This is a genomic window from Sphingobium sp. AP50 (assembly GCF_900109095.1).
Lineage (GTDB): Bacteria > Pseudomonadota > Alphaproteobacteria > Sphingomonadales > Sphingomonadaceae > Sphingobium.
The window spans coordinates 350,506-371,486 of the sequence record NZ_FNYZ01000002.1 but is presented as its reverse complement, the minus strand read 5'-3'; the positions used below and the strand labels follow the sequence as shown (position 1 = coordinate 371,486).

At 64.4% G+C, this 20,981-nt stretch carries 28 protein-coding genes; 15 read left to right on the top strand and 13 right to left on the bottom strand.

Annotated elements, in window-relative coordinates:
* Positions 1 to 14: 14 nt before the first annotated feature.
* The 7 genes from pspA to BMY84_RS07720 all read left to right on the top strand — a co-directional run bounded on the left by pspA (position 15) and on the right by BMY84_RS07720 (position 2,641).
* The gene (gene pspA, locus BMY84_RS07750) at positions 15 to 683 is read left to right on the top strand and encodes a phage shock protein PspA (RefSeq protein WP_093018947.1); all 669 of its coding nucleotides are present in this window, start codon (positions 15 to 17) and stop codon (positions 681 to 683) included.
* Between the two features lie 4 nt (positions 684 to 687).
* Positions 688 to 954: an envelope stress response membrane protein PspB gene (gene pspB / locus BMY84_RS07745; protein WP_093082604.1), complete on the top strand. Its 267-nt coding sequence runs from the start codon at positions 688 to 690 to the stop codon at positions 952 to 954.
* A gap of 1 nt (position 955) precedes the next feature.
* On the top strand, positions 956 to 1,336 hold the full coding sequence (pspC, locus tag BMY84_RS07740) for an envelope stress response membrane protein PspC (protein WP_093082602.1): 381 nt from the start codon (positions 956 to 958) through the stop codon (positions 1,334 to 1,336).
* Positions 1,337 to 1,370: 34 nt separating this feature from the next.
* Positions 1,371 to 1,661 carry a hypothetical protein gene (locus BMY84_RS07735; protein ID WP_093082599.1) on the top strand — a complete coding sequence of 97 codons (291 nt, stop codon included), beginning with the start codon at positions 1,371 to 1,373 and terminating at the stop codon, positions 1,659 to 1,661.
* Positions 1,662 to 1,684: 23 nt separating this feature from the next.
* Positions 1,685 to 2,029, top strand: a complete 345-nt coding sequence (locus BMY84_RS07730) for a hypothetical protein (protein WP_093082596.1) — start codon at positions 1,685 to 1,687, stop codon at positions 2,027 to 2,029.
* Between the two features lie 91 nt (positions 2,030 to 2,120).
* Complete coding sequence (locus BMY84_RS07725; RefSeq protein WP_093082593.1) at positions 2,121 to 2,372, top strand: hypothetical protein; 252 nt, start codon at positions 2,121 to 2,123, stop codon at positions 2,370 to 2,372.
* Positions 2,373 to 2,401: 29 nt separating this feature from the next.
* The gene (locus BMY84_RS07720) at positions 2,402 to 2,641 is read left to right on the top strand and encodes a hypothetical protein (RefSeq protein WP_093082591.1); all 240 of its coding nucleotides are present in this window, start codon (positions 2,402 to 2,404) and stop codon (positions 2,639 to 2,641) included.
* A gap of 112 nt (positions 2,642 to 2,753) precedes the next feature.
* Here BMY84_RS07720 and pheT read toward each other — a convergent pair whose 3' ends face one another.
* The 6 genes from pheT to rpmI form a co-directional block, all read right to left on the bottom strand.
* Positions 2,754 to 5,171 (bottom strand): phenylalanine--tRNA ligase subunit beta, encoded by a 2,418-nt coding sequence (gene pheT, locus BMY84_RS07715; protein WP_093082588.1) that lies wholly within the window; start codon positions 5,169 to 5,171, stop codon positions 2,754 to 2,756.
* The gene (pheS, locus tag BMY84_RS07710; RefSeq protein ID WP_093082795.1) at positions 5,168 to 6,259 is read right to left on the bottom strand and encodes a phenylalanine--tRNA ligase subunit alpha; all 1,092 of its coding nucleotides are present in this window, start codon (positions 6,257 to 6,259) and stop codon (positions 5,168 to 5,170) included. Before pheS ends, pheT begins: the two co-directional genes overlap by 4 nt.
* A 57-nt stretch (positions 6,260 to 6,316) precedes the next feature.
* The gene (locus BMY84_RS07705) at positions 6,317 to 6,643 is read right to left on the bottom strand and encodes a GIY-YIG nuclease family protein (protein ID WP_093082586.1); all 327 of its coding nucleotides are present in this window, start codon (positions 6,641 to 6,643) and stop codon (positions 6,317 to 6,319) included.
* A 75-nt stretch (positions 6,644 to 6,718) separates the two neighbouring features.
* A complete protein-coding gene (locus BMY84_RS07700) occupies positions 6,719 to 7,336 on the bottom strand; it encodes a LysE family translocator (RefSeq protein ID WP_093082583.1) in 618 nt (205 codons plus the stop codon).
* A 171-nt stretch (positions 7,337 to 7,507) separates the two neighbouring features.
* Positions 7,508 to 7,870, bottom strand: coding sequence for a 50S ribosomal protein L20 (rplT, locus tag BMY84_RS07695; protein WP_093018967.1), 363 nt, complete (start codon positions 7,868 to 7,870; stop codon positions 7,508 to 7,510).
* Between the two features lie 13 nt (positions 7,871 to 7,883).
* On the bottom strand, positions 7,884 to 8,087 hold the full coding sequence (gene rpmI / locus BMY84_RS07690) for a 50S ribosomal protein L35 (RefSeq protein WP_093018969.1): 204 nt from the start codon (positions 8,085 to 8,087) through the stop codon (positions 7,884 to 7,886).
* Between the two features lie 202 nt (positions 8,088 to 8,289).
* On the opposite strand from rpmI, the gene BMY84_RS07685 reads away from it, so the two are divergent.
* Positions 8,290 to 8,703, top strand: coding sequence for a VOC family protein (locus tag BMY84_RS07685; protein WP_177203936.1), 414 nt, complete (start codon positions 8,290 to 8,292; stop codon positions 8,701 to 8,703).
* On the opposite strand, the gene BMY84_RS30095 is transcribed toward BMY84_RS07685, so the two are convergent.
* Together BMY84_RS30095 and BMY84_RS07675 are read right to left on the bottom strand one after the other, a co-directional pair.
* Complete coding sequence (locus tag BMY84_RS30095) at positions 8,693 to 8,836, bottom strand: hypothetical protein (RefSeq protein WP_218146921.1); 144 nt, start codon at positions 8,834 to 8,836, stop codon at positions 8,693 to 8,695. The two genes, BMY84_RS07685 and BMY84_RS30095, sit on opposite strands and share 11 nt — an antisense overlap.
* Positions 8,837 to 8,998: 162 nt before the next feature.
* Entirely contained in the window at positions 8,999 to 9,850 is an 852-nt protein-coding gene (locus BMY84_RS07675) for an inositol monophosphatase family protein (protein WP_093082576.1), read from the bottom strand.
* Positions 9,851 to 9,916: 66 nt separating this feature from the next.
* Between BMY84_RS07675 and BMY84_RS07670 the strand changes: the two genes are divergently transcribed.
* Together BMY84_RS07670 and BMY84_RS07665 are read left to right on the top strand one after the other, a co-directional pair.
* The gene (locus BMY84_RS07670; RefSeq protein ID WP_093082573.1) at positions 9,917 to 10,357 is read left to right on the top strand and encodes a VOC family protein; all 441 of its coding nucleotides are present in this window, start codon (positions 9,917 to 9,919) and stop codon (positions 10,355 to 10,357) included.
* A 48-nt stretch (positions 10,358 to 10,405) separates the two neighbouring features.
* Entirely contained in the window at positions 10,406 to 10,642 is a 237-nt protein-coding gene (locus BMY84_RS07665) for a hypothetical protein (protein WP_093082570.1), read from the top strand.
* Between the two features lie 89 nt (positions 10,643 to 10,731).
* Here BMY84_RS07665 and BMY84_RS07660 read toward each other — a convergent pair whose 3' ends face one another.
* A complete protein-coding gene (locus BMY84_RS07660) occupies positions 10,732 to 11,667 on the bottom strand; it encodes a ribose-phosphate pyrophosphokinase (protein ID WP_093018975.1) in 936 nt (311 codons plus the stop codon).
* Positions 11,668 to 11,796: 129 nt separating this feature from the next.
* Between BMY84_RS07660 and BMY84_RS07655 the strand changes: the two genes are divergently transcribed.
* From BMY84_RS07655 to BMY84_RS07645, 3 genes are all read left to right on the top strand, one after another.
* The gene (locus tag BMY84_RS07655; protein WP_093082567.1) at positions 11,797 to 13,458 is read left to right on the top strand and encodes an NAD+ synthase; all 1,662 of its coding nucleotides are present in this window, start codon (positions 11,797 to 11,799) and stop codon (positions 13,456 to 13,458) included.
* Positions 13,459 to 13,640: 182 nt separating this feature from the next.
* On the top strand, positions 13,641 to 14,969 hold the full coding sequence (gene gltX, locus BMY84_RS07650; RefSeq protein ID WP_093082565.1) for a glutamate--tRNA ligase: 1,329 nt from the start codon (positions 13,641 to 13,643) through the stop codon (positions 14,967 to 14,969).
* A gap of 18 nt (positions 14,970 to 14,987) precedes the next feature.
* Positions 14,988 to 15,518 (top strand): YcxB family protein, encoded by a 531-nt coding sequence (locus BMY84_RS07645; protein ID WP_093082562.1) that lies wholly within the window; start codon positions 14,988 to 14,990, stop codon positions 15,516 to 15,518.
* Positions 15,519 to 15,521: 3 nt separating this feature from the next.
* On the opposite strand, the gene BMY84_RS07640 is transcribed toward BMY84_RS07645, so the two are convergent.
* The 4 genes from BMY84_RS07640 to hemC form a co-directional block, all read right to left on the bottom strand.
* Positions 15,522 to 16,271 carry an esterase/lipase family protein gene (locus tag BMY84_RS07640; protein WP_093082560.1) on the bottom strand — a complete coding sequence of 250 codons (750 nt, stop codon included), beginning with the start codon at positions 16,269 to 16,271 and terminating at the stop codon, positions 15,522 to 15,524.
* A gap of 125 nt (positions 16,272 to 16,396) precedes the next feature.
* The gene (locus tag BMY84_RS07635) at positions 16,397 to 17,311 is read right to left on the bottom strand and encodes a hypothetical protein (RefSeq protein ID WP_256215130.1); all 915 of its coding nucleotides are present in this window, start codon (positions 17,309 to 17,311) and stop codon (positions 16,397 to 16,399) included.
* A 7-nt stretch (positions 17,312 to 17,318) separates the two neighbouring features.
* On the bottom strand, positions 17,319 to 17,990 hold the full coding sequence (locus BMY84_RS07630; RefSeq protein WP_093082557.1) for a uroporphyrinogen-III synthase: 672 nt from the start codon (positions 17,988 to 17,990) through the stop codon (positions 17,319 to 17,321).
* On the bottom strand, positions 17,987 to 18,913 hold the full coding sequence (hemC, locus tag BMY84_RS07625) for a hydroxymethylbilane synthase (RefSeq protein ID WP_093082555.1): 927 nt from the start codon (positions 18,911 to 18,913) through the stop codon (positions 17,987 to 17,989). Before hemC ends, BMY84_RS07630 begins: the two co-directional genes overlap by 4 nt.
* Positions 18,914 to 18,957: 44 nt before the next feature.
* Here hemC and tsaD point away from each other — a divergent pair, with 44 nt between their 5' ends.
* Both tsaD and BMY84_RS07615 read left to right on the top strand, forming a co-directional pair.
* Positions 18,958 to 19,992: a tRNA (adenosine(37)-N6)-threonylcarbamoyltransferase complex transferase subunit TsaD gene (gene tsaD / locus BMY84_RS07620; protein ID WP_093082790.1), complete on the top strand. Its 1,035-nt coding sequence runs from the start codon at positions 18,958 to 18,960 to the stop codon at positions 19,990 to 19,992.
* Positions 19,989 to 20,960: an NAD(P)H-dependent glycerol-3-phosphate dehydrogenase gene (locus tag BMY84_RS07615; RefSeq protein ID WP_093082552.1), complete on the top strand. Its 972-nt coding sequence runs from the start codon at positions 19,989 to 19,991 to the stop codon at positions 20,958 to 20,960. The genes tsaD and BMY84_RS07615 overlap by 4 nt, the downstream gene beginning before the upstream one ends.
* Positions 20,961 to 20,981 lie beyond the last annotated feature (21 nt).

The following is a 20,981-nucleotide window of genomic DNA, read 5'->3' as shown; positions in this document are numbered from 1 at the left end:
GGAGTGACGTTAAAATGGGTATTTTCTCCCGCACCCGCGACATCATCGCCGCCAATGTCACCGACTTGCTGGACAAGGCGGAAGACCCGGCGAAGATGATCCGCATGATCATCCTCGAAATGGAGGAGACGCTGGTGGAAGTCCGCGCCTCGGCCGCGCGCACCATCGCCGACCAGAAGGAAATGCGCCGCCACATCGCCAAGCTGAACGCCTTGCAGGATAGCTGGACGGAAAAGGCGCAACTCGCCCTCTCGAAGGATCGCGAAGACCTCGCGAAGGCCGCGCTGGTCGAACGTCAGAAGGCCGCCGACATGGCCGACCATCTCAATCATGAGATCGAGACGCTGGACGAAGCGCTGCGGGCCTCGGAAGAAGACATCGCCAAGCTGCAAGGCAAGCTGCGCGAAGCCCGTGTCCGCCAGAACAGCCTGGTCACCCGGATGCAGAGCGCCGAAAATCGCCTGCGCGTCCGCGAAGCCTATGCCGGCGAGAAGGTCAATGACGCCTTTGCCCGCTTCGACATGCTGGAACGCCGGGTCGATCTGGCCGAAGGCCGCGCCGATGCCGTGACGCTGGGCGGCCAGCCCAAGACGCTGGAGGAAGAGATTGCGGAGCTGAAGTCGGCCGACAAGGTCGATGCCGATCTCGCCGCGCTCAAGGCCTCGATGAACAAGGGAGCCTGATCCGATGGAAGACGTGTTCCTGCCGATCATGGTTTGCGGCATGCTGTTCATCGGCATGCCCTGGCTGATCTTCCACTATGTCACCAAGTGGAAGCAGGCGCCCAAGATCACCGACGAGGATGAGAAGCTGCTGGACGAACTCCACCTTCTCGCCCGTCGCCTCGAAGAACGGCTCCAGACGGTCGAACGGATCGTCGCCGCCGACAATCCCGATTTCCGCCCGCAGCGCCCGTCGTCCGACGACGGCTATGATTTCGACCGGAGGAACTGACATGACCGCCCGCCGCACCAAATTCTACCTCGACAAGGCTAATGGCAAATGGATGGGCGTCTGCTCGGGCATTGCCGACTATAGCGGGATCGACGTTGTCTGGGTCCGGGTCGGCGCGGTGCTCATCACCCTGATGGGCGCCTTCCCCTGGACGCTGATAGCCTATTTCGTCGTCGCCTATTTCGCCGAGAACAAGCCGACCGGCCTTTATGCGGATCGCGATGACGAGAAATTCTGGCAGGGCGTGCGCAGCAATCCGGCGCGCTCCACCCGCGATGTGCGGTCCAAGTTCCGCGATATCGATCGCCGTCTGGCCGACATCGAAATCTATTATACCAGCCGCAACACCCGCCTCGCCGAAGAGATCGACAGCCTGCGCTGAAGAACCGGCCGGGGTATAAACAGGGAGAGTCATCATGAGCTTCGGCAGCCCCCTCTTCGTCCTCGCCATCATCGCCATGTCGACGATGGGCTGGGTCATCACCACCTGGGTCCGTGCCCGCCATGGCTATCCGGTGGAAAATGAATGGTCGGGCGTCGCTCATCGAACCGATCCCGACGCCGGTCGAAAAATCGACCTGCTTTCAAGCGAAAACGAAAAGCTGGTTGGCCGCATCAGCCGTCTTGAAGAGCGCATCGCCGTGCTGGAGAGGATCGCCACCGATCCCGCCACCCGCACCGCGCGCGAAATCGACGCGCTACGCTGACCGACCGGGCAAGGGGAAAGATCATGAATAAGGTTGATATTGCAGATGCGGTCATCATCCCGAACCTGCCGTGGATCATCGGTGGAGGGTTGTTGATTGGCGCCATGGCGGTTGCCGGCTGGATTTTCACCACCTGGCTCCGGGTACGCCACGGCTATCCACTGGAAAATAGCTGGGGCAAGGCCGTCTATCCGCAGAAGAATGAGGAAATGGTCGAGCGCATCAAGCTGCTGAGCCAGGAAAATGCCCAGCTTCGCGCGGAGATCGGATCGATGAAGGATCGCCTGATCGTTGTCGAACGCATCGTCACCGACAGCAGCCACCAGTTGACCCGCGAGATCGAACAACTGCGCAGCCCGGCCAACTGACGGCATCATTCGAAAAGTGGGCACCGGTTTTTCGGCAAAATGATGCCAAACCAAACTGCCCGCGCCATAATCTTATCAGGGAGTGATCAAAATGGGCCCGTTTGAAATGGTCGTCGCCATCGTCGCGATCACCGCCGTCGCCAGCGTCGTCCGCGCCAAATATGGCGTCGTGCGCCACGGCAAGGGCGAAGCACTGATCCAGCGCGGACCCGATCCGGAAACGGAAAGGTTGCGTGCGGAAGTGAAGGCACTCAAGGACCGCGTCGCCGTGCTGGAACGGCTCGCAACGGATGGCTCCACCGCGCTGGAGCGGGAATTCGAAAAACTCCGGGACCGCGACTGATCGTCGTCCGATCGGACAGGGAGGCTTATATGCAAGACCCCTATCTCTACATGACTCTGGCCGGGGCCAGCCTGGTCGGCCTCACCATCCTGACCCTTGCCGGCCTGCGCGGCTGGAATGGCTGGCTGGAACTCAAGCGCGCCGAGCTGATCCGCTACGGCCACAGCGACGACAGCGCGCCGCCCACCGCCGCTGCCCGGATCGAGGTCGCCGACCTCAAGGAACGCATCCGCAAGCTGGAAGCGATCGCGGCCGGCGTCGATCTGTAAGCCGTAACCCACACCCGTTCGGGCTGCCCCGTTCCTGTCTGAAACCGGCACATGCAAAAAAAGGCGCGATGATCGACCATCGCGCCTTTTTCTATGACTCTAAAGAGAGCGTTCAGCCCCGCAGGCTACCGCCCAGCTTCTGCGCGGCCTTGACCACGGCCGCGCTGATCGCCTCCAGCTCTTCCTGCGAAAAGCTCTTTTCGCCCGGTTGCAACGTCACTTCGATGGCGAGCGACTTATAGCCATCCTCCACGTCCGGCCCGACGAAGACGTCGAACAGACGCGCGTCGACGATGCTCTTCTTGTCCGCGCCCTTGACGCTGCGCACCAGCGCATCGGCCTCGACCGCTTCCGGCACGATGAAGGCGAAGTCGCGCTTCACCGCCTGCAAGGCCGGCGGCGCATAAGGCGCGCGCATGAAGCCGCTCTTGCGCTTGCCCGGAATGGCGTCGAGGAAGATTTCGCCCGCGACCACCGTGCCGGATAGGCCGAACTGCTTGGCGAGCGACGGATGCAGCACGCCATATTCGGCCAGCACCACCTTCGGCCCCAGCCGCAACGTGCCCGATTGCCCCGGATGATAGGCGGCCGACGCTTCCCCGAAATTCTGGAGATTGCCCACCGGCGCACCGGCGGCTGCCAGCAACGCGATCACTTCAGCTTTGGCATCGAACGCATCGAAAGCCCGCGCCTTGCCGCTCTGCCAGCCACGCGCTGTCTTCTCGCCCGCCAGCACGAAGCCCACGGTCGCCCGCTCGCCCTGCTTGAAGTAGCGGCGACCCAGCTCGAACAGGCGGATGCTGGTCGCGCTGCGATCGACATTGCGCTTCGTCGCCGACAGCAGGCCGGGCAGCAGCGAAGGCCGCATGACCTTCAGATCTTCGGAGATCGGATTGGCCAGAGTCCAGTCACCGCCGCCCACGGCAGCGGCCTCCTTTTCGGACAGGAAGGACCAGTTGATCGCCTCGGCCAGCCCACGCGCCGCCGCTGTGCGCCGCACCCGGCGCTCGACCAGTTGCTCAGGCGTTGCGGTTGGGCGGGCCACGCCCGGCACGCGCGGCAGCGGGGTGGAAGGCACCTTGCCTAGACCCACGATGCGCACCACTTCCTCGACAATGTCGGGCCAGCCATCGACGTCGCGGCGCCAGGTCGGCACCGTAATGCTCCAGCTTGCCGGCACGCTGACAGGCATGCCGTCCTGATATTCGACCCCGCCGCCGCTCACGCTGACGGCAAAGCCCAGGCTTTCGAGGATGCGCTGCTGTTCATCAGCGGGCACGTCCACGCCGGCCAGCGACAGGCACTGGTCGGGGGCATAGGCCACGGTCTTCGGCGTCGCGGGCGGCGTCCCCGCGCGGGTCGCCTCGCTGGGCGTGCCGCCGCACAGGCTGACGACCAGGCTGGTCGCGATCGACAGGCCATCGTCCAGAAACGCCGGATCGACCCCACGCTCGAACCGGCCACGTGCGTCGCTGGTCAGGGTCAGCTTCTGCCCCGTCACCGCGATCCGCTCCGGCGTGAAATAGGCGCATTCGATCAGCACGTCGGTCGTGCCGTCCTGCGCGCCCGAATGCTCGCCGCCCATGATGCCGCCGATATCGTGCACCGCTTCATCGTCGGCGATGACGGTCATGCTCTCGTCGACGGTGTAGGTCTTGCCGTTCAGCGCCAGCACCTGCTCGCCGATCTTGCCCTTGCGCGCGACCAGGCCGCCCTTCAGGCTCGCCATGTCATAGACATGCAGCGGCCGGCCAAGATCGATCATGATATAGTTGGTGATGTCGACCAAGGTGCTGATCGGCTTCTGGCCGATCGCCTTCAGTCGCTTGGCCATCCAGTCGGGCGACGCGCCATTGGTCACGCCGCGCACAGTGCGCGCGAAGAAGGCAGGGCAGCCGTCCACATCGTCCGTCCGCACGTCCGGTCCCGGACCACCGCCTGCAATCTCCGGCACGATGATGGCGTTCAGCGTGCCGAGGCCCGCCGCAGCCAGATCGCGCGCGATGCCGCGCACGCCCATACAGTCCTGCCGGTTCGGCGTGATGCTGACGTCGATGACCGGATCGTTCAGACCCGCCCAATTGGCATAGACCTGACCCACTGGCGCGCTTTCGGCCAGTTCGATGATGCCGTCATGATCCTCGCCCAGTTCCAGTTCGCGGAAGCTGCACATCATGCCGTTGGATTCGACGCCCCGGATCGCAGTCTTCTTCAGCACCATGCCGTTGACCGGCACCACCGCGCCCTCGACCCCGAACACGCCGATCAGACCCGCCCGCGCATTGGGCGCGCCGCATACGACCTGCAACGGATTCCCGTCACCATGGTCGACGCTCAGCACCTGCAACTTGTCCGCCTGCGGGTGGCGTTCAGCGGTCAGCACCTTGGCGATCTTGAACGCGCCCAGTTTCTCGGCCGGGTTCTCGACGCCCTCGACCTCAAGCCCGATGGCGTTCAAGGTCTTGAGAATGGTGGCCAGATCAGCGTCGGTGTTGAGATGCGTCTTGAGCCAGCTCAGGGTGAACTTCATGCGCCGACTCCTCCCGACAGCGTGGGCACGTCGAGTGCCGAAAATCCATAATGTTTCAGCCAGCGCAGATCGCCGTCGAAGAAGGCGCGCAGGTCGTTCATGCCATATTTCAGCATGGCGAGCCGATCGACGCCGGTACCGAAGGCAAAGCCCTGCCATTCGTCGGGATCAAGCCCGCACGCCTCGATCACGCGACGGTTGACCATACCGCTGCCCAGCACTTCCAGCCAGCCGCCACCGGCCGCATCGCCGTCGCCGCCGATCACGCGCTGGCCATTGGTCAGCGTGTAGCCGACGTCGACTTCCACCGAGGGTTCGGTGAAGGGGAAATAGCTGGGGCGCAGGCGCAGGACGATGTCCTCGCGCTCGAAGAACGCCTTGAGGAAAGTTTCCAGCGTCCATTTGAGGTGCCCCAGCGTGATGCCCTTGTCGATCACCAGACCTTCGATCTGGTGGAACATCGGCGTGTGAGTCGCGTCGCTGTCGCTGCGATAGACGCGGCCGGGCGCGATGATGCGGATCGGCGGCTCCTGCGTCATCATCGTGCGGATCTGCACCGGCGAGGTGTGGGTGCGCAGCAGCATCTTCTTCTGTCCCTCTTCATCAGGGAAGTAGAAGGTGTCGTGCATCGCGCGCGCCGGGTGCGTCTCCGGGATATTGAGCGCGGTGAAATTATGCCAGTCGTCCTCGATCTCCGGTCCGGTCGCGACCGAGAAGCCGAGGTCCGCGAAGACTTCCGCCAGTTCGTCCATCACCTGACTGACGGCATGGACCGACCCTTGCGGACCCAGATCGGCGGGCAGGGTCATGTCGACCTTTTCAGACGCCAGCTTCGCGTCCAGCGCAGCCTGTTCCAGCGCGGCCTTCTTGTCGGCCAGCGCGGCAGTCACGCTCTCGCGCAGATCCTGGATCGGCGGGCCCTTCTCCATCCGCTCGTCCGGCGACATGGGCCCAAGCGTTTTCAGCAGGCCAGTCACGACCCCACTCTTGCCCAGCGCGCCCACCCGCAGCGCCTCCAGCGCGTCGAGCGTGCCGGCGGCGGCGATGTCGGCGATCAGGCCGGCTTTCAATGCGCTAATTTCGGTCATAATTTTCAAACCTTCGTCATTCCCGCGAAAGCGGGAACCCATCTCCTGACCTGCCGGTCAGTCGCTACGTAAAGAGGACAAAGGCTCAAAGCCAAAGTCCAGCGCCAGATCATCCCAGTCAGGATTGCCAGCTTCGATCAGCTCAATCTTCCACTGCCTGTTCCATTTCTTGATCCGCTTTTCCCGCAGGATGGCGCTGTCCATGCTGTCATGCGGTTCGAACCAGACCAGGCGCTTGACGCCGTAGTCTTTCGTGAAGCCTTCGATCAAGCCGTTTCGATGCTTGTAGAGGCGCTTTATAAGGTCAGCGGTGACACCTGCGTAAAGTGTACCGTTTCTGCGGCTCGCAAGAATGTAAGCGGTTGGGTTGATCTCGCGCGACATGGCTATCTCGGGAGATGTTTGACCGAGGCACGTGACTCGGTCAAACCCGCTTTCGCGGGAATGACGGCGGGGAGGTTAAGCCCGCGCGCCCAGCAACGCCCCGCCAAAGCCGATGAACATCAATCCGGTGCCACGGTTGAACAGCTTCTGCCGGTTGGCGGGCTCCAGCCAGCGGGCGAGGCGCAGGCCGCCCAAGGCATAGACGCCGTACCAGAAGCTTTCGATCACCACGAAGCTGACGATCAGGATCGCAAGCTGGACCCAGAAGGGCCGATCCAGTTCGATGAACTGGGGGAAGAGCGCGGCGGCAAAGACGATCAGCTTGGGATTGGACAGGCCCGTCAGCAGCCCGGTGGCATAGAGCGCACGCGCCGAACGCGCGTTGGTCGCCTGCGCCTCGCTATCGCCCACGGGCGCGCGCCAGGCCTTGATCCCCAGCCAGACAAGGTACGCGACACCGGCATAGCGCAGCACATCGAACAGGCGCGGCGACGCCTTCAGTAAAGCGCCAAGACCCAGCGCGGAGGCGATCAGGCACAGCAGCACCGCGCTCATCAGCCCTGCCATCGTGGCGGTCGCCTTGCGCGGGCCATGGGCGATGCTCTGCGTCATCACATGCAGCATATTGGGGCCGGGCGTGGCCGAAATCAGGAAAACTGCCGTAACATACAACCACCAGAGATGCAGCGACATGGGATTGGCCCCCGATGTTCAGGCTCAACCAACCTCCGTTCGCCCCGAGCCTGTCGAAGGGCGCGTGCATAGCTCGAAAGAGGCAGCACGAACGGAGGTCGAGTAAAAACAAAAAGGGCGCCGGAAGCATCTGCCCCGGCGCCCCTTGAGACGATCTTGCGATCAGTCCGCTCAGGCTGCGGGCAGCGCAGCCTTCGCCTGGGCGATGATGGCGCTAAACGCCTCGCCTTCGTGCATCGCAATGTCGGCCAGAACCTTGCGGTCCAGCTGCACGCCGGCCAGCTTCAGGCCATGCATGAACTGCGAATAGGTCAGGCCTTCAGCGCGGACGCCCGCGTTGATGCGCTGGATCCACAGGCCACGGAAGGTGCGCTTCTTAACCTTACGGTCGCGATACGCATACTGGCCGGCCTTTTCGACAGCCTGACGGGCGACACGGATCGTATTCTTGCGACGGCCATAATAGCCCTTCGCCTGATCTAGAATCCGCTTATGCTTCGCCTTCGTGGTTACACCACGCTTGACACGTGCCATGGGTCAGGCCTCCTTACTTCAGGCCGTACGGCGCCCACAGGCGCACGTGACCGACATCCGAATCCGACAGCACGCTGGTGCCGCGGTTCTGGCGAATATATTTCGAGTTGTGGCTGATCAGGCGGTGACGCTTGCCAGCGACGCCGTGCTTGACCTTGCCGGTAGCGGTGAACTTGAAGCGCTTCTTCACACCGCTCTTGGTCTTCATCTTGGGCATTTTCGTCTCCTTGTTCAGCGCGACGATTACAGACAGCCCCGGCAGCCCTAGTTAGCCGGGCGGTCTCACTGAATATCGCGAAGGGCGGCCCTTAGGGGGCTGCGCCGCAAAAGGCAAGCGATTCGGCGCGATCAACCTCTTCTGGCCGGGCGCGCTCCATTCTATCCTGTCACTCCCCGACTCGGGGGCAGGGAGAAGGCAATTGAGCGACACAGTGCACAACATGCCGGGCGTCACCCCGCATCTCACCATCGGCGACGGCAGGGCGGCCGACGCCATCGCTTTCTACAAGGCGGCGTTCGGCGCGATCGAACAGAGCCGCCATCTGGAGGAAGGTGGAACCCGCATCATGCATGCGCACCTCACCATCCATGGTGGCGCCCTGATGCTGAACGATCATTTCCCCGAAATGTGTGGCGGGGCACCGGCCGCGGTTCCGGCCGCGGTCACGCTGCATCTGGAGACGAGCGACGCCGACACCGCATGGAATCAAGCGCTGTCAGCAGGCGCAACCGTCCGCTTTCCGCTCGACAATCAGTTCTGGGACCAGCGCTATGGCCAGGTGACCGACCCCTTCGGCCATGTCTGGTCGATCGGCGGGCCGGTCAGGGCGTGACGTACATTTGCGAGCCTATCAGGACGATCTGCTCCATATCGGTGTCGCGCAATTTGTCCTTCAGGCATTTCGCCTGCCCGACATGATCGTCCGAAGAGCCATGAAAGGCGATGGCCTTCGGGTGTTCCGGCATGATGTAGGCGTCCTTGGCACCGCATTGTGCCTTCGCCTTTTTAAAGACGGTCGGAGAGAAGGGCAGTTTCCGGTCGCACCCTCCAGTGGCCAGCACCAGCGGAAGGCATAATCCCACAGCCCGCATCGCTGATCGGCGTCTCGTCAACACGGCTTGCGCCCCTCAGTGATGATGATCATGCCCATGGTCATGGTCATGGTCATGGTCATGGTCATGGTCATGCCCGGACTGGTGGATCGCTTCCAGCACATCTTCCAGCCGTGCCGGATCGCCCAGCGCCAGCACATGGCCTTCGCTGTCAGCGGTCAACGGCTCGCCATTCCAGTCGCACATCAGGCCGCCCGCGCCCTCGACCACCGGCACCAGCGCCGCGAAGTCATAGCTTTGCAGGCCCGATTCGATGACGATGTCCAGGAACCCCGACGACAGCAGCCCATAATTATAGCAGTCCCCGCCATAGACCGGCCCCTGCCGCGGCGATCCGCCTGATACGGCGGCGACCAGCGCAAGATAATGGGGCACGTCGCCATCGGCGAAGAGGTGCGGGCTGGTGGTGGCGATACCCGCGCCTTCCAGCGCCCGGCACGCCCGCGTCCGCACTGGCTTGCCGTTGAAGGTGGTCGGCTGCCCGCTCATACCGGCCCAGCGTTCCTGCGCGATCGGCTGGTCGATGATGCCGATCGTCGGCCAGCCAGCCTGCGTCAGCGCGATCAGCGTGCCGAAGATCGGCCGCCCGGCGATGAAGCTGCGCGTGCCGTCGATCGGATCGAGAATCCACACCCGCTCGGCATCGGTCCGCACCGATCCATATTCCTCGCCGATGATGCCGTCGTCCGGCCGTTCCTTTTCCAGTATCGCGCGGATCGCCGCTTCGGCGGCACGGTCGGCCTCCGTCACCGGCGATTTGTCCGCCTTGATCTCCATGTCATAGCGCGCACGGAAAAAGGGGCGGATGGCGGCGCCAGCGGCGTCGGCAAGGCGGTTGGCAAGGGCCAGATCGTCGCGGGTCGTCATGCCCTTCGCCTAGCGGTTGCGCCGGCTTTGCGCTAGACTGGAGAATGTCCGGATAAGGAGAGGATCATGCCCGGTTCGCCCGCCATTCCCTGCCTGCGCTATGCCGATGCGCCCGCCGCGATCGATTTTCTGTGCGACGCCTTCGGCTTCACCCGCCACGCCGTCTATCCCGACGATGCCGATCCGACCATCATTCACCACGCCCAACTGATATTGGGGCCAGAGGAGGGGCAGGGGATGGTGATGCTGGGCAGCGTCAAGGATATGGAGGACGAATCGCTCTATACCTGGTCCACCGCGCGCGATCTGGGCGGCATCACGGCCTGCGTCTATGTCGTCGTGGCCGATCCCGACGCCCATTGCCTCCATGCCCGCAACGAAGGCGCCGTGGTGGTGGACGAACCGCATGACAATCCGGGCTATCCGGGCCGCGGCTACACCGCGCTAGATCCGGAGGGCAATGTCTGGAGCTTCGGCAGCTATGATCCCTGGGCAGATCCGGCTTAAGTCTTTGGCAACCTTGCCGTCCTAGCCTGCATCAGGAAAGGGACGGTCATGGCGTTGCTCGGCTGGATTTTAAGCTTCATCTGCCTGCTCGCGGGCCTCGCATTGCGGCAGGACATGCCGATCGGCGGATCGGTGACGATCTCCAACCTGCTGATCGTCTTCGCCCTGCTGACCTGCCCCATGATCTGGCGCGACCTGCCGCTCGGCGTATCGCGCGGCCAGCGCATTGTTACCGGATTGGCGCTCGTCTTCGCCCTGCCGATCATCCTCTTCCCGACGCACTGACGCCATAAACGACAACGCCGGCCGAGCGAACTCGACCGGCGTTCATCGAATGGGCGGGCGACCCATGGGTACCCAGTCCCTGCGTCGGATCAGTCGAACAGGCTCGAAACCGAGCTTTCGTCCGCGATGCGCTTGATCGCTTCGCCCAGCAGCGGGGCGATGGGCAGATGCCGGATGCGCTGGGCGCCGATAACCGCATCGGTGCCCTGGATCGAGTCGGTGATGACCAGTTCCAGCAGTTCCGATGCTTCGACGCGGGCGACCGCGCCGCCCGACAGCACGCCATGGCTGACATAGGCGATGACGTCTTCGGCGCCCTGCGCTTTGAGCGCGGCGGCGGCATTGCACAGCGTACCCGCCGAATCGACGATATCGTCGATCAGAATGCAGAAACGGCCCTTCACGTCGCCGATGATGTTCATCACTTCCGATTCGCCGGCGCGCTCGCGGCGCTTGTCGACGATGGCGAGCGGGGCGTTGTCGAGCCGCTTGGCCAGCGCGCGGGCGCGCACCACGCCGCCCACGTCAGGCGACACGACCATGATATTCTTGTCGCCGAAGCGGGCCTGAATATCGGCCGACATCACCGGCGCGCCGAACAGATTGTCGGTCGGAATGTCGAAAAAGCCCTGAATCTGCCCGGCGTGCAGATCGACCGAAAGAACGCGGTCGGCGCCAGCGGTGGTGATCAGATTGGCAACCAGCTTGGCCGAGATCGGCGTGCGCGGGCCGGGCTTCCGGTCCTGACGGGCATAGCCGAAATAGGGGACGACCGCCGTGATTCGCTTGGCCGACGCGCGCTTCAGCGCATCGATCATGATCAGCAATTCCATCAGATTGTCGTTGGTCGGATAGGCCGTCGACTGGATGACGAACACGTCTTCACCGCGGACATTCTCATGAATTTCCACGAAAACTTCCTCGTCCGCGAAACGGCGGACGCTGGCGTCGGTCAGGGGGATTTCGATATAGTCGGCGATGGCGGCCGCAAGCGGCTTGTTCGAATTGCCGGTCATGAGTTTCATGGCGAAAATCCCCAGGCTAATGGCGTGACGAATTGATGACGATGCGCGAAACGCGGCCCCTTTAGCGGCGCATGTCCGATGTGGAAAGGCGCTTTTGCGCCCTGCGACAAAATGGACTAGGGCGCGGCTATGACCGACAAACTCGTGATCGCGCTCGCGCAGATGTCCCAATATATGGGCGACCCCAAAGCCAATGCCGACGCCATGCTGGAATGGCGCGCACGGGCACAGGGCGCGGACCTGATCGTCTATCCCGAACTGCAACTGATCGGCTATCCGCCCGAAGATCTGGTGCTCAAGCCCGCTCTTGTCGATCAGGCCAATTATCATCTGGACCGGATGGCGCAGGAAACGGCCGATGGCGGCCCGGCGATGCTGGTCGGCACTGTCGTCGCCTCGCAGGGCGTACTCTTCAACGTCGTCGCCCTGCTGGAAAATGGCGCCGTCACCGCGATCCGGCAAAAGCGCGAACTGCCCAATTACGGCACCTTCGATGAAAAGCGCCTGTTCGCCCCTGGCCCGCTGCCCGCGCCGATCCTGTTCAGGGGCGTGAAGATCGGCGTCCCCATCTGCGAGGATATCTGGTTCCCCTTCGTCACCGCCCATCTGCGAGCCGAAGGCGCGGAAATATTGATCAGCCCCAATGGCAGTCCGTTCGAAGTCGACAAGGATGACCGCCGATTGAACATGGTGGCGGGGACGCGCGTGCGCGAAACCGGCCTGCCGCTCGTCTATCTCAACCGTGTCGGCGGACAGGACGAACTGGTGTTCGACGGCGCCTCCTTCGTGATGAACGGCGACCTCTCCCTCGCGCAGCAACTGCCCGACTGGGAAGAGTCGCTGGTGCTGACGACATGGGAGAAATGGGACGGCCAGTGGGTCTGCCTGCCCGGGGACAAGCATGATCTCGATCCCCGCCCGGCCGACATCTACAACGCCATGGTGCTGGGCCTGCGCGACTATGTGAACCGCAACCGCTTCCCCGGTGTGGTGCTGGGCCTGTCAGGCGGGATCGACTCCGCCCTCTCCGCCGCTGTCGCGGTCGACGCGCTGGGCGCCGATCGCGTCTGGTGCGTCATGATGCCCTCGCGCTTCACCTCACAGGAAAGCTTGGACGACGCGGTCGAATGCGCCCGCCTGCTCGGTGTCCGCTACGACACGATTCCTATCGAACCGGCCGTCGCCGCCTTCGACACGATGCTCGCCCCCGTCTTCGAAGGCCGCAGCCGCGACCTGACCGAGGAGAATATCCAGTCGCGCATTCGTGGCGTCACGCTGATGGGCCTTTCCAACAAATATGGCCATATGCTGCTGACCACCGGCAACAAGAGCGAGATGTCGGTCGGCTATGCCACCATCTATGGCGACATGGCGGGCGGCTATTCGGTGCTGAAGGACGCCTACAAGACCACGGTCTTCGACCTCTGCCGCTGGCGGAACGACAATGTCCCGTCGCTAGGCGAAGGCTTCGGCCCGTCTGGCCCGGTGATGCCGGAGCGCGTCATCACCAAGCCGCCCAGCGCCGAACTGCGAGACAATCAGCGCGACGATGACAGCCTGCCGCCCTATGAAATTCTCGATCCGATCCTCTACGGCCTGGTCGAGGAGGAATTGTCGGTCGACAAGCTGGTCGAGCGCGGTTTCGAGAAGGAGACGGTCGCCCGCATCGAGCGCCTGCTCTACATCGCTGAATATAAGCGCCGCCAGTCTCCCCCCGGCGTGAAACTCGGCATCCGCAATTTCGGCCGTGACCGCCGCTATCCGATCACCAACGGCTTCCGCAGCATCTAACCTATGAAAAGGCCGTTCGTCCTGAGTAGCCATTGAGCGAAGTCGAATTGAGCAGGTGAACCATCCCCCGGATGGTTCAGGATTGTCCGGGGGACAATCCGACCTGCTCAACGTATCGAAGGATGCTTCGATATGGGACTTCGACAAGCTCAGCCCCTACTCAGCACGAACGGGTTGGATTTATGACCGTCATCACCCGCTTCGCCCCGTCGCCGACCGGCCACCTCCATGTCGGTAACATCCGCGCCGCGCTCCACAACTGGCTGTGGGCGCGCAAGTCCGGCGGCCGCTTCATGCTGCGCCTCGACGATACCGACCTCGAACGCTCGCGCCCCGAATATGCGGAGTCGATCAAGGCGGACCTGCAATGGCTGGGCCTCCGCTGGGATGGCGAGGAAAAACAGTCCGACCGCTTCGCCCTTTACGAAGCGCGGTTCGAAGCCCTCAAGGCTTCGGGCCATGTCTACCCGGCCTATGAAACCCAGCAGGAACTGGAGCTACGCCGCAAGATCCTGCTCGGCCGTGGCCTGCCGCCGGTCTACGACCGCGCCGCCCTGTCGCTGACCCAGGATCAGATCGCCGCCCATGAAGCCGAAGGCCGCACGCCCCACTGGCGCTTCAAGCTGGACCATGACCAGCCGATCGTCTGGACCGACCTGATCCGGGGCGACCAACGTTTCGACCCCAAACTCCTGTCCGACCCGGTGATCCGCCGCGCCGACGGCTCCTGGCTCTACATGCTCCCCTCGGTGATCGATGATGTCGACATGGGCGTCACCCATGTCCTGCGCGGTGAGGATCATGTCTCCAACACCGCGACCCAGATTCAGATGTTCACGGCGCTCGGTGCGTCACTCCCGGCCTTCGCCCATGAAGCGCTGCTGACCGGTAGCGAAGGCAAACTGTCCAAGCGTCTCGGTTCGCTCGGTGTCGCTCATTTCCGCGAGATCGGGCTGGAGCCATCCGCCATCGCCTCGCTGCTGGCCCGCCTCGGTAGCTCTCAGCCGATCGAACCCTTCGCCGACATACGGCCTTTGATCGACAGCTTCGACTTCGCCCATTTCGGCCGTGCCCCCGCGCGCTTCGATGAAGCCGAACTGGCGACCCTCAACCAGAAGATCGTCCACCTTCTTCCCTATGCCGCCGTCGCCGATCGCCTGCCCGAAGGCGTGGGGGAAGCGGCATGGGATGCGATCCGCCCCAATCTGGAAACGGTCGCGGGCGTGGGCGACTGGTGGCGGATCGTCACCGGCCCGATCGACGCGCCGGAGGTTGCCGAAGAGGACCGCGATTTCCTGACCGCCGCCCACCGCATCCTGTGCGCCGCGGCCTTTGATGCAGACATCTGGCGCACACTCACCAATGCGCTGAAGGAAGAAACGGGCCGCAAGGGCAAGACACTCTTCCTGCCCCTGCGCCGCGCGCTGACCGGTTTGGACCATGGGCCCGACATGGGCCAGCTTCTGCCGCTGATCGGGAAGGAAGAGGCGCTGGCCCGTTTGGCAGCTTAACAGAGGGAAAAGGCGGGCATGGCGGAGCAAATCAGTTTTGAACCAACAGCCGCGGATTTCGTGACTGCCGCTCGTGCCAATTATCTGCGGCAGCTTCGGTCTCGTCGTTTCTTCATTCGCTTGGTGATCGCCTACGCCATGGCTTTTCTGACAATGGCCGCTCTCCTATTCTTTCTTGGAGAAGCGATGGGCGATGCTTTGGCTCAAGGCTTGTATATGGGCGCAATAGCGCTGTCGGGCGTGTTACTCTTTCTTGGTCTGACCTTGATTTTGCTTCCGCGTCGGGTTGCGCGTTTGTTTCGACAAAGTAGATCGCAGCAGGTCGAAATGCTCGTCCGCTGGTCGGATGAAGCCTGCTTTTGGCAATCAGCCAATGGTCAGCAACGGAACGAATGGAGCAGTTATCATCGCTGGTCTGCGGCTTCCGGATGTTACCTGCTGTATCTGAACGACAAGCTGTACCAGTTTGTGCCCCGGCGTTCGCTTACAGTCGATCAGGATCGGGATTTGCGCGACACATTGGAACGAAGCGCTGTGCCTAGCTGGTAGGCCTCAGCCGCGCATCGTCTCCAGCGCCTTGCCTACTGCCGCTATGCCCTCCGGCGCGGCGGCAAAGCCCATATGGGTGCAGTCCACCTCGATCGCCTTGTCCCGCTCACCGGCACGGCCGCGCGCGCATTCGGGCAGGATCACGCCGTCCCGGCGCGACCATAGAGCCACGGTCGGCACTGGCGGCTTTTCTTCCCGCGTGCAGGGGAAGGGCGGCCGGTCGACCGGAAAGCCTGACACCAGCTGATAGAGCCGCCAGGCATGATTGGCGCGCGGATCGCCCGAAAAGGGCGTGCCCATCGACACCACGCCGCCCACCTTGTGGGCAGCAAATTTCGCATATTCGCGGGCATAAAGGCCGCCCAGGCTCCAGCCGACCAGCGTCACCGGCGCGCCATTGCCCCGGCGGATCGCGTCGACCCGCTGGTCGATCCGCTCCAGACTGTCAGGTTTCGGGCCGAAATTGCGCCCCATGTCCCAGCCATGGGCGCGATAGCCCGCCGCTTCCAAAATCGCGCGCAAAGGCTCCATCCGCTGCTCCGAGGCCAGCAGGCCGGGGATCAACAATATATGCCGCCCATCGCCCCGTATCGCGCCCGCCAGCATCGGGGCCTGCGCCCGCGTGCGTGCCAGATCGAACGGCACCGACATATTGGCCAGCAATTGCTGGATGCCCGGCCGCTCGGCCGCGCGCGGACCACCGGTCAGGCGATCTTTCCAGAAACTGGCAATGGCGTCGGCATAGGGGGGCACGAAAGGAGGAACCTCTTTCCAGATGGAAAGATGACATTCCCATGACATGGACCGTCGCGTCCATGGCTTTTGTCGATCAGATCAAACGGTTCGTCGTTTGTGACAGTCGCCGGGGTGGCGCTGCTTCAAGGCGCTGCCGCCGCCGGTACGGTCTGGCTGGCGGCCGGGGTTTCCGGGGCACGCAATTCGCGCGGCTCCAATATCGCGGCGGTTTCGATCAGGTCCAGCGCACGCCGCGCCTCCAGATAGCGCCGTGCCGCCTGCGTCCAGCGATCCGCCGCCGCCTTGCCGGGCATGCGTTCTACTTCAGCCAGCGCCGCGCTCACCCGGCCGCCGTCGATATAGCGCAGCGCCCGCTCCATCGCGGCCTGTGGACGCGGCGATGGTGTGGAGGCCCGGTGGATAGTCACCAGTTCGCGCGCCTCATGCTCCAGCGCCGTCCACCAACTGGCGTCGGCGGGCGTCTTGACCACCTGATCGGCAATATCGTTCAGGCCGCCGCGCAGGTCCGCCAATGTCATCGGCGCACGGGCGGCATTGATGATCGCGGCCACGGCCCGCGGCTGTGCCTGCCCGAAGCGCAGTCGCAATTGCCCCTCGATATAACCAAGCGGCATGCCACTATCGAGCGCCCGGCGGGCGGCAAAGGCCACCAGCAGGCCTTCTGCGCGCGTGGCATTACCCGATGCGGCCTGTGCCTCCACGCTGATCCGGTTCAGCCGCTCGTCCAGTTGCACGACGCGCGCGTCCAGCATCTGCGCCGCATCGGCGGTCAGCGGTCGCATTGTCACGCCCTGACCGGTTGCCAGCGCCCCCATCGTGCCGGGAAGAGGTTGCGGCAAGGCCGCCTGCGGTTGCGGATCGCCCCAGCGCTGCTGGATCTGCGGCCAGGCCCAGACGGTCAGCACCACGCCCAGCGCAAAGGCGAGCAGAGCCAGGATCAGCAGCGGCAGCATGCTACGCCGGCGCGCGGGTGGCGTCGTCATACCGATGCTGGCCACCCCGTCCTCTTCGCTCATGCCGGCCCTTTCGTCTGTCATCGTCTCGTCATTCGCACAATCGGCGGGCCAGGGCCAGCACCTCGTCATCCTGTGGCAGGGCCGCGGCCTGCGCGCTGGCCCAACCGGTGCCGCATGCCGCCAGGGCCGCTGCGCTGATGGCGATGACATGCAGCGTGCCGCGGCGGCTTTCGGGCATCTGCGCGGCCAGCCTTTCGCCTGCCCGCAGCGAATGTACCAACAGAATCGATCCCGGTACGGCCATGTCCAGCAAAGCCGGATCGGGCGGCAGGCTGGCCATGCTATAGACCGCGATCCGGTCGATATGGAGCGATCCCGCCTGTATGGGCGCGACGGTCGTCCCCGCCAGATGCAGCACCCGCCGGTGCCCGTCCGCAGCAATCTGTGTGGCGATCGCGCTGCCATCCATGGTCCCGGCGACGACATCGGAGAAACCGGCCTCGGTCAGCGCCTGCGCTGTCTTCGCCCCGACGGCATAGGCCGGCAAGGCGCGATACCGATGCAGCCCCGGCCCCGCCAGCCGCACGCCATTGGCACTGGTCAGCAGCAGCGCGTCATAATCTTCCGGCGCGACCGGCGCCCATGCCACGACTTGCGGCGCAAACAATGGGTGCACCAGCGCGTCCATACCCAGCCCGCGCGCCTTCTCCGCCGTTCTGCCCGCTGCCGGTTCCGGCCGCAGGATCAGGACGCGCCTCACGCCTCGAACAGGGCGCGCAACGCCGGGCTGGCGCGATCGAGCAAGGTCCGGCCGATCGCCTCTGCCGCCGCATTATCGCCGCGTACCAGCCGCGTCTCTTCCCGCACTGTCTCGCTGCCATCCGGGCTGATGATCTCGGCGCGCAGGAACAGGCCGTCACCCTCGACCAGCGCCAGCGCCGCGATCGGCGAATGGCATGTGCCGCCCAGACCGCGCAGCACCGCACGCTCGGTCATCACCGCGTCATAGGTGTCGCGGTGGTTGATCGCATCCAGTGCCGCCAGCACAGGCCCATTGTCCGCCAGCGCCTCGATGCCAACCGCGCCCTGCGATGGGGCAGGCAGCATCGTCTCGATCGGGATCAGCGTGCCGACATCGCTCTGGTCCAGCCGATCAAGGCCCGCCGCCGCCAGCAAGGTGGCATGGACCTCGCCCATATCCAGCTTGGCCAGCCGCGTCGCCACATTGCCGCGAAACAGGGTGATGGTCGCATCGGGGCGCAATCGCTTCACCTGCGCCGCCCGGCGCGGCGAACTGGTGCCGACCAGCGGATTGGCGGGCAGCGCGGCGAAACTCTCCACCCCCACCAGCTTGTCGCACACATCGGCACGCGGCAGCATCGCGGCGATATGGAAGGCCTCCGGTCGCAGCGTCTCGACATCCTTCATGCTATGCACGGCAAAGTCGATCTCGCCCTCTACCAGCGCCCGGTCCAGTTCCTTGGTCCACAGCGCCTTGCCGCCGATTTCGGCCAGCGCCCGGTTCTGTATCCGGTCGCCGCTGGTCTGCACGGCGACGATCTCGATCGCCTCCGAACCCCAGCCATGGGCGGCGCGCAAAGCCTGCGCGGTCATATGGGCCTGGGCCAGCGCCAGCGGCGATCCCCTGGTGCCCAGGCGCAACGGTCGGTCGGTGAAAAGCATATGCGGCTTGCTCTAATGGCCAGCGTCATTAGATGGAAGCGGCAATGACCATCATTCTCGGCCTGGAATCGAGCTGCGATGAAACCGCAGCGGCGCTGGTGACGGCTGACGGGCGGATTCTCGCGCATCGCCTCGCGACGCAGGAGGAGGCGCATCGTCCCTATGGCGGCGTCGTGCCCGAAATCGCTGCGCGCGCCCATGTGGAAGTGCTGGCCCCCCTTATCGAAGCGGCGCTGGCCGATGCGAAGATGACGCTGGCGGACGTCGACGTGATCGCCGCCACCGCCGGACCCGGCCTGATCGGCGGCGTGATGGTCGGCCTCGTCACCGGCAAGGCGCTGGCCCATGCGGCGGGCAAGCCGCTGGTGGCGGTCAATCATCTGGAGGGGCATGCGCTCTCGCCGCGCCTCGCCGACCAGAGCCTGCAATTCCCCTATCTGTTGCTGCTCGTGTCGGGCGGCCATTGCCAGTTGCTCCATGTGAAGGGGCCGGGCGACTATGTGCGCCTCGCTACCACCATTGACGATGCGGCGGGCGAAGCCTTCGACAAGACCGCCAAGCTGCTCGGTCTTGGCTATCCCGGTGGCCCGCAGGTGGAAAAGGCAGCGGCGCGGGGCAATGCTAAGGCCGTTCCCCTGCCGCGCCCGCTGGTCGGCACGGCCGAACCGCATTTTTCCTTCGCCGGCCTCAAGAGCGCGGTGATGCGCGCCGTCCAGTCCGGCCAATATGCGACCGAAGATATCGCCGCTTCTTTCCAGCAGGCGGTGATCGATTGCCTGATCGACCGCACGCGCAAGGCGCTGGCGCAGAGCGAAGGCGTCACCGCGCTGGTCGTGGCGGGGGGCGTGGCCGCAAACCAGCCGATCCGCGCCGCGCTCGAATCGCTGGCCGCCGATCATGACCTGCCCTTCGTCGCGCCGCCCATGTGGCTGTGCACCGACAATGCGGCGATGATTGCCTGGGCGGGGGCGGAGCGCTTTGCGGCGGGTCTGGTCGACGATCTTACATTTCCCGCCCGGCCGCGCTGGCCGCTCGATCCGGCGGCAGAAAAAGCGCGCGGTGCAGGAGTGAAGGCATGAAAGCGGGAGTCATCGGCGCAGGCGCCTGGGGTACGGCGCTGGCGCAATTGCTGGCCAGCGACAGGCAGGAAGTTGCGCTCTGGGCGCTGGAGCCGGACGTGGTGGACGCGATCAACGCGGTCCATGAAAACCCGCTCTACCTCGCCAATATCCCGCTCTCGCCTTCGATCCGGGCGACCGGCGCGTTGGAAGACCTGAACGATTGCGAGATGCTGCTGGTGGTGAGCCCCGCCCAGCATCTGCGCAGCGTCGTGGCGCAGGCGCCCGCCGACGTGCCGCTCCTGCTCTGTTCCAAGGGGATAGAGGCGGGCACCAGCCTGCTGATGTCGGAAGTCGCGCAACAGGCGCAGCCGACCTCGCCCATCGCCGTCCTCTCCGGCCCGACCTTCGCCCATGAAGTGGCGAAAGGCCTGCCGACCGCCATCACGCTCGCCTGCGAGGATAAGGCATTGGGCCAGCGCCTTGCTGCCCGCATCGCCCGCCCGTCCTTCCGCCCCTATCTGTCGGACGATGTGATCGGCGCGGAAATCGGGGGCGCGGTCAAGAATGTGCTCGCCATTGCCTGCGGCGTTGCGGAAGGGGCGGGCCTCGGCCTCAACGCCCGTGCGGCGCTCATCAGCCGGGGATTTGCCGAAATGACTCGTTTCGGTCTGGCCCGGGGCGCGCGGGCGGAAACGCTGGGCGGCCTGTCGGGCCTTGGCGATCTGGTCCTCACCTGCTCCTCCACCAATTCGCGCAACTTCTCGCTCGGCAAGGGACTGGGCGAGGGGGCAAGCGCCGCCGATCTCCTCTCCAACCGTCGTACCGTGGCGGAGGGCGCCCATACCGCGCCCGTCCTGCGCGATGCCGCCCGCGCGGCGGGCGTAGAAATGCCGGTGGTGGAGGCCGTCTGCGCTTTGCTGACGGATGCTGCACCATTGGCGCAGGTCATCGACGCGCTGCTCGCCCGGCCGCTGCGTCCTGAATAACCCGTCGCGCTGCCGCCGCAT